Raw genomic sequence first — 7,108 nt, 5'->3', positions numbered from 1 at the left:
CTACGTCATGCCCTCGAAAGAGGGCATCCAGTAAAGCCTAATAAAATCGATCAATTACAGAGATGAGATCAAGAGTCAGCTAATTAGGGGGTGTCCCAAAATGTTTCCCGTCGATCTTCACGAAATCCGCTACTTACGACCGCGTACTCGTAAAAATCCTGCCTGCGACTTGCCACCAGCAAGCCTCAGCATGATTTTTCTGCGCGCGCGGTCATCGTTTACGCGGCTTTCGTTAATCTCTTAAGTCCAACATTTAGGGACACCCCCTGATATTTAAGCTTTATATCGTACAAAATTAGCAAGCAACTTTGATCGAGGCGCTTGCACTCTAGTCTAGACCTCGGCATCATGTAATTAAAAAAAATGCACCGAAAAAACCCCGGGGCACGGAGGTAAAAAAACAATATGGCAAACATGGATACGGCCGGTGTAATTGGGCAGGGTTTGTTCATCAAAGGTGAGCTTCACGGTGAAGAAGATCTAATAATTGAGGGGCGCGTCGAAGGTGAAATTACACTAAAGAAGCATTTAGTGATTGAATCGACTGGGGTTATCTTAGCGGATATTCAAACTGAGAATATTACTATCAAAGGTGAAATGCGCGGCAACATGGTTGCTACAGATAAAGTTGAGATCCATGCAAATGCTCGTGTTATTGGTGATATTAGAGCTCCACGCGTTGTTATTGAAGACGGTGCTCAATTTAAGGGCCACATAGAAATGCCGAAAGTTGGCTAACTAAAAGTAATATTTCAATTTAAATTAAAGGTTTCGCCAATTTTTAGGTTTATGCAACTTGCCCATCAATAAACTCGTGTAACAAACGAATTTCATTGATGCTAATATCCATTAAACGGACCCCTATGCCGATTTTACCAGGGCAACGCTCAGGGTTGGTTTTAGAAGACCATACAACAAAACCACTGCAGTTTAGAATTCTTGGCGTTTCTGGCAATTTAAATTCTAAATAAATTTCAGTGCCAAATGCCAAGGGTTCAGGCATTTCGATAAACACGCCGCCAAGACTAATATTACGAATAAGATTTGAAGATAATGAGTGTCCATCGGATAGGCGAATGTTTACCGAGAGTTTAACATTTACTCGTGAATTCGAGCGACGTTCACTTGCCATTCTTATACTCTCGCCAAGCAACTAATACCTCAATACTACCCCCAAAAAAAATTATATTACAGATACATACACTGTGCCACGCCTGCACGAGATGCTCAACACTTTCACGCAGACGTAAGGCACAGTAATGAAATTATTTTTGGACTAATGTTCAAATAAAATCAAAGTAAAACGAAAATTATTTGATTAATTATTATCAAGTTTTTCGATCTCAATCATTCGCAGGTATTTACGACGACGTACCCAAGTTTTACTATCAGGGAAATCTGCTTCTGGTTGTGGATCGCCAGTTTTAAGGCCAAAAGCGCCAGTGGCATAGGCTAAATCAGCAATTGTATCATCAAGGGTTTCACCCGAGCGATGTGAGACGACATAAGCCATACCTTCAGTTTTTGAGCGCTTGATTACATCAAGAGTACCAGTCATAGTGCCGTTTTGATTAACCTTAATCAAAATCGCCGAAGCAGCCTTAATATCGATACCTTTTTCAAGGCGAGGTAATTGGGTAACAAAAAGATCGTCGCCAATAGTCTCAACACCGCGTTCTTTCATTTCTACAGTCCACGGTGTCCAACCTTCCCAATCGTTTTCAGCAAGACCGTCTTCGATTGAGAGAATTTTACCAGCATATTGTTCTACTAAACCTATGTAGTATTTGATCATTTCAGCAGTGCTGATCGATTTACCTTGAAACAGGTAAGTGTTGTTTTTAGTGTCATAAAATGAACTTGCAGCAACGTCTAATGCAAGTTTAACGTCGGCACCTGGTTTGAGGCCGGCGTCGCTAATTGCTTGAAATACATAACCAATCGCTTCAGTGCTATCACCTAAGCCTTTAACGGTAAATCCAGCTTCATCACCACGGGTAACTGCTGCAGCGCCAAATTTACTAGTTAAAATCGTTTTAAGAGCTTGATCGATGCGCTCACCAATTTGCATGGCTTCTGCATAGGTTTTTGCAGCTACTGGTACAACCATAATTTCTTGAATATCAATACGATCTTTACCAAGTTGCTCACCAGCGTCTTTTTTAAGCGCATGCAAGCCACCATTAAAAATATTCATATAGAAATGTACCCGACCGCTGCTAATTGATTCAGGTTCATTTTTTTGAATATAGGCATAAAGTTCAAGCCCAGAGAGCTTGGCAGCAGCACGCCATAAAGCACGTGAAACCGGTACTACTGCATTAGCGGGCAAATCACGGAAATTATTGCCACCTTTGGCGATCATCATACGATCAAGTTTTATTAAATTGGCATGAGATGAGAGATCGACTTTGGCCGAACGCAACAAAGGCAATATCACCTCTTGTACTGCTTTAATTGCCTCTGGCACTGCGGCAGTCTGGGCTTCATCTTCACCCTTGGATGCACCTGCCGGTACATCGCCAATTGTTTTTATATCACCTAAGCTTAATTCGACTTCTACGGTGGGTTTACCACGTGAATCTTGAGCTTGGTGGGCTGTAAGAGAAAGATCGCTGGTATTAACCACTTGTGACATCACTTATCCTCCATAACGAAAGGTTAAAAAAGCGCGCTGTTAAACTCGCTGCAGGTACCCAACGCGGATGGCTGTTGCTTTACGGTTGGGTTTCGTGACTGCTCTGATAGTATTGCAAGGTGGTATACGTCAATGATTACGATTAATTTTAGACGCAACAGATTTATATATTTGACGATAAATAAAGATAGAATTGGCATGCAGGTTAATAAAATGGGAATTTCGTCAACAAATTTACTTTTTACGTTAAGTATGGTCGGAAGAGTTGAGACAAATGTCACCTATGTAGCATGTCGTAAAGAATATAAGCTTAGGAAAGGTACAAAATTATTTAAAAATAATTCAACAATAACAGCGTTTAACAGTGTAAAACAGTCTTTGACAGAAATTCCAAGAGGAACGATAAATGGAAGGGGTATTTTAGTAAGATCCTTAACCTGGGAACCTTTAATAATAAAATACCAGGGTGAAAATTATATTAATGTGCAATTCTTTGATAAAATAGCTGAAAGTTTGAAGAAAAAAAACTTTCCAATTCTCGTATGGGTTAAAGAGAGTGACCTAGAATATACAGGCACTTATCCTCAAGCAGCAGAATGTGACGATCAATACGCGGTAAATTCAAAAGCAGCCATCCGTTGAAGATTCTTTAAGTTTATCAAGCTGCTGATCATCACTTAGACTTAGTCCAAAATTATAGGCAAACAGTGGGTCGTAATTTTTATCTCCAATATTTAATGGTGTTTGGCACCCGTTTTTGGGCCAAGAAAATGGAAGTTTGCCAGTGAAATCATCAGACCCTTTGTTGTAATAAAAAAGCATTTCGGCTACCGCAGCACCTTCGGTGCCTGGCAGCCAAGCAGCAATAAAAGCATCAGAGTGATTAATTTCTTTATTGGTATACAATGGGCGGCCAGAGATAAAGATAGTTACTACGGGTACGGCTTTGCCACTAACGCGCTGTAAAACTCCGATATCTTCAGGATATAGTTCAGCATGTTCGAGTGTTTCACCAAACCCAATATCCCCCTTCATTTCGGCATAGGGAGTTTCTCCGATTACTGCAATAACCGTATCATAGTTACGTACATCTACCTTTTTTGCTTCAATACTATAGGTAACATTTTTTACGCCGACGATTTTTTTAATTCCATCTAATATAGTTGTCCCGTTTGGAAAGTCAGCGTTACGATTACTGGTGTTTTGCCAAGTTAATGTCCAACCACCGCATTGATTGGGAATACTATTGGCATTTTTACCGACTACTAAAACTTTTTGTTGTCGTTTTAGTGGTAGCGTATGATTGTTATTCTTTAATAGTACTATTGATTGTTTTACGGCTTCACGCGCGAGTTTATGGTGTACTAAATGTAATGGATCACCCGCATAATAACGCTTTGATGGTTTAGGCAATGCAAATATCCCGGCGCGTAATTTAACCCGCAATATACGAGTAACCGCATCGTTAATACGGGCTATGGGTATTTCACCATTTTTAACTTGGGCGATGGTATTGGTAATGAATTCTTTATAATCTTTTGATAACATAATCATATCAAGCCCAGCATTAACCGCACGCGCACAATCACTATTAGTACAACCTTCTACTTGACCGATGGCATCCCAATCAGAAATTAGCAGTCCGTCAAAGCCCATTTTTTCTTTAAGAATTTTAGTTAACAATAATTTGCTGCCATGTACTTTGCCTTCATTAATTTTATATTTTTTGGTTTCCCAACTGCTGTATGAGGCCATTACACTTTGCGCGCCGGCAGCTAGAGCACCGTAGTATCCCTGCCCGTGTATATTTATCATTTCTATAGGTGATAAGATGCTAATGCCTTGATCGATCCCACCTAAGGTATTGCCATCACCGATAAAATGTTTGGCGGTTGCCATCACCCCTTTAAACCACACACCATTTTTAACTTTTGCTGCGTCAATGTTTTGTTGCAGACCCTCGACCATATATTGACCATATATACGAGCTATTGTGGGATCTTCAGAAAAACTTTCATAAGTGCGGCCCCAACGGTCATCGCGTGCTACAGCTAAGCAAGGAGCAAATGTCCAATCATGGCCAGTTGCACGCAATTGTATCGCTGTAGCAACACCAATACGACGAACCAAATCAGGATTGCGAGTGGCGCCAAGAGCAATGTTGTGTGGAAAAACCGTGGCGCCAAAAATGCGAGCGTGACCGTGAACTGCATCAATACCATAGAGCAATGGTATTTTGACTTTTGCATCTGTTGACATTGATGCTTGCCAATATTCATCGGCAAATTTTAACCAATCGGTGACCAAAGAAGTCTTACCCGTAACCGGAAAAGCATCACCACCAGATAGTATTGAACCTATATAATATTGGCGCACTTCGTCAGGGCTAATATTAGCAGTATCGGCTTGCACCATTTGCCCGATTTTTTGGGCCAAGGTCATGTTGGCGATGATGTCAGTGATTTTTGCTTCGATAGCTTTATCAAGCGGGATGTTGCTTTTTATTTTGGGCCAGTCAGAATAACTCTGGTGGCGCAAAGCTGAATTGTTAAGCTCTGTGGCACTGGTGTTTTTTTTATATGATTTATTTTCTGGTGAAGCCTGAGCAATAGAAACGTTGACAATTAACAAGAAAAATACCGCAGCTATAAATGAAGTGCAGTAAATATAGGCCAAATGAGCGTTTTTCATAGTAAATACTATTTACTATGACTTTCAATTTTAATCTATGTTAATAAAGAATTTTGTAATTCAAAATATTAATATTCATGAATAGTTAAATGATTTTTTATAACAAATTTATTTTGCCCTTGATCTAATTGCATGAGTAGCAATTCTTCATTTTGATTTTGCTCATTATCATTTTTTTCAGTTTTTTCATGAGCCGAGCGACGTAACACTAACGAAGGTATACCGTTTTGTTGAATATCTAGAACCGCTAACAAGTTAGCTGTTGGCGGGTTAGTTCCGCCCTCAGCGTGACCAATATCTTGTTTCTGCCAAGGCGCGGTTTTGTTGACGCGCCAGCGAGCCGCGACATTAGTTTCGCTCGCTTCAATAAGCAACTGACTACCATCAGCAAGTATATAGATACGCCAATAGCTGTCTTTTTGTGGCACACGGCCAAAGATTTGGCGAAAGTTATTTTCAGCTTCACGTGAAGTTAAATCAGCGGTTTTAAGAAATACTGAAGTTGGTCGTGATAAAAAAATTACTGGTACGCCATGAGTTCTTGAAACAACATGAGCCCAATCAACGTCATAGCAATATTTTGCCCCGGTTTTTTTGCAGTAACTGCGCAATGGGTCATCAGGCATACTTTCACCACGCAAAGCTGCCAATGCAGCTAAATCTACGCGACGAGCAGTACCTAAAGATTCACCATCGATATTATAAGCTGACCATGATTGGATTTCGGGTTCGGGGACCTTGAATTCTATAGTGGCATTCTTGCCATTATAATTTACTACGCCAGCAATTAGATCAGCTTGAGCATGACCGTAGGATAATTTTTCCATTGCCACAGCAATTACTAAATCAGAGGCGAGAGTCAGATTGCGGCAAGCTACAGTACGCAGTGCGCCCCCAGAGGCAGCCATTACTTCACAGAAGGGGCCAGTCTGATATAATAACACCACCTCATCAACATCGTTTGCTGTGCTAGCTTGTTGTTTTTTATCTTTGGCGACCAGGTAATGAACTAAAACGTCACGTCTTGCGCTGTCGCTACAGCCAATAGCTTTGGCAAGTTTTGAAGCACCGCCGCGTGCTTGGGCTTTACAGCCTAATTGCGCAGCCGCTAACGGCGCGCTTTCATTAAGAAAAGTAGCTATGCGGGGCTCATCAAGACCATCGAAAACCAGTGGCGTTTCAGTGGCGATGTTAGCAACCATAATTGCAATTTTTTCTTTTAATTCTGATGATAAACAACCAAGTTGTTGCACATCGCGCATTAAAGCTCTAAGCATGATGGGGCGATGTGACCCCAAGCCATCTAAAACTTCAGATAAACGCGTTTCTTCGTCACAGGGGCTACTTCCTTCTCTGGTGTAACGTAAAAATGATAAGACTGGATGCACCTCGCCTACCTGATGCGATAAACGTAATTGTTCGCATAGGGCGCTATCGACAATGCCTTCTCGCTCAGCAGAAACTAAAGCATTTCGGGCTTTTGGATCTTCTTCGCCGGTTACATCAGTTACTAAGCGGCGTCGCAGTCCATTGATAGTGTCTTGTACCCCAGCGTCATCAGAGCCAAGTTTACGCAATGAGGCTAAAGCCTCACAAGGCCCATTTTTCTGAGCAATATCAATGGTTTGCTTGACGATTTGCTCGCGGTAACGTAATGAGCGAAACTCATCGATAAAGAAGTACACTACCCCAGCTAATCCAGCGATTGAGAAAACAACTAGTAATCTTGAAATAATGCGAGGCAACATGAGCACGCCTGCCTTTGCCTTTTGATATTTA

At 41.2% G+C, this 7,108-nt stretch carries 7 protein-coding genes; 3 read left to right on the top strand and 4 right to left on the bottom strand.

The window, feature by feature from the left end; translation table 11 throughout:
• Positions 1-100 precede the first annotated feature (100 nt).
• Together JW841_02880 and JW841_02875 are read left to right on the top strand one after the other, a co-directional pair.
• On the top strand, positions 101-244 hold the full coding sequence (locus JW841_02880; protein ID MBN1959868.1) for a hypothetical protein: 144 nt from the start codon (positions 101-103) through the stop codon (positions 242-244).
• 161 nt (positions 245-405) lie between these two features.
• Positions 406-738, top strand: a complete 333-nt coding sequence (locus tag JW841_02875; GenBank protein MBN1959867.1) for a polymer-forming cytoskeletal protein — start codon at positions 406-408, stop codon at positions 736-738.
• A gap of 49 nt (positions 739-787) precedes the next feature.
• On the opposite strand, the gene JW841_02870 is transcribed toward JW841_02875, so the two are convergent.
• Together JW841_02870 and eno are read right to left on the bottom strand one after the other, a co-directional pair.
• Positions 788-1,132: a PilZ domain-containing protein gene (locus JW841_02870; protein MBN1959866.1), complete on the bottom strand. Its 345-nt coding sequence runs from the start codon at positions 1,130-1,132 to the stop codon at positions 788-790.
• 186 nt (positions 1,133-1,318) lie between these two features.
• Positions 1,319-2,638, bottom strand: a complete 1,320-nt coding sequence (eno, locus tag JW841_02865; GenBank protein ID MBN1959865.1) for a phosphopyruvate hydratase — start codon at positions 2,636-2,638, stop codon at positions 1,319-1,321.
• Positions 2,639-2,770: 132 nt separating this feature from the next.
• On the opposite strand from eno, the gene JW841_02860 reads away from it, so the two are divergent.
• Positions 2,771-3,280, top strand: coding sequence for a hypothetical protein (locus tag JW841_02860; protein ID MBN1959864.1), 510 nt, complete (start codon positions 2,771-2,773; stop codon positions 3,278-3,280).
• Here the strand turns inward: JW841_02860 and JW841_02855 are convergent.
• Both JW841_02855 and JW841_02850 read right to left on the bottom strand, forming a co-directional pair.
• Positions 3,260-5,329, bottom strand: coding sequence for a glycoside hydrolase family 3 protein (locus JW841_02855; GenBank protein ID MBN1959863.1), 2,070 nt, complete (start codon positions 5,327-5,329; stop codon positions 3,260-3,262). The genes JW841_02860 and JW841_02855 overlap by 21 nt on opposite strands.
• A gap of 68 nt (positions 5,330-5,397) precedes the next feature.
• Positions 5,398-7,077 (bottom strand): hypothetical protein, encoded by a 1,680-nt coding sequence (locus JW841_02850; GenBank protein MBN1959862.1) that lies wholly within the window; start codon positions 7,075-7,077, stop codon positions 5,398-5,400.
• Between the last annotated feature and the right edge of the window lie 31 nt (positions 7,078-7,108).

This window comes from Deltaproteobacteria bacterium (assembly GCA_016931625.1).
In the GTDB taxonomy this organism is placed as follows: Bacteria; Myxococcota; XYA12-FULL-58-9; order XYA12-FULL-58-9; family JAFGEK01; genus JAFGEK01.
Note: the sequence above shows the minus strand (reverse complement) of the source record. Positions and strands in the feature narration are given on the sequence as shown.

What these genes read in the sequence shown, in the direction of transcription:
- eno (MBN1959865.1), bottom strand. Translation starts at nt 2,638, where the DNA reads ATGTCACAAGTGGTTAATACCAGCGATCTTTCTCTTACAGCCCACCAA.
- JW841_02850 (MBN1959862.1), bottom strand. Translation starts at nt 7,077, where the DNA reads ATGTTGCCTCGCATTATTTCAAGATTACTAGTTGTTTTCTCAATCGCT.
- JW841_02870 (MBN1959866.1), bottom strand. Translation starts at nt 1,132, where the DNA reads ATGGCAAGTGAACGTCGCTCGAATTCACGAGTAAATGTTAAACTCTCG.
- JW841_02855 (MBN1959863.1), bottom strand. Translation starts at nt 5,329, where the DNA reads ATGAAAAACGCTCATTTGGCCTATATTTACTGCACTTCATTTATAGCT.
- JW841_02880 (MBN1959868.1), top strand. Translation starts at nt 101, where the DNA reads ATGTTTCCCGTCGATCTTCACGAAATCCGCTACTTACGACCGCGTACT.
- JW841_02860 (MBN1959864.1), top strand. Translation starts at nt 2,771, where the DNA reads ATGATTACGATTAATTTTAGACGCAACAGATTTATATATTTGACGATA.
- JW841_02875 (MBN1959867.1), top strand. Translation starts at nt 406, where the DNA reads ATGGCAAACATGGATACGGCCGGTGTAATTGGGCAGGGTTTGTTCATC.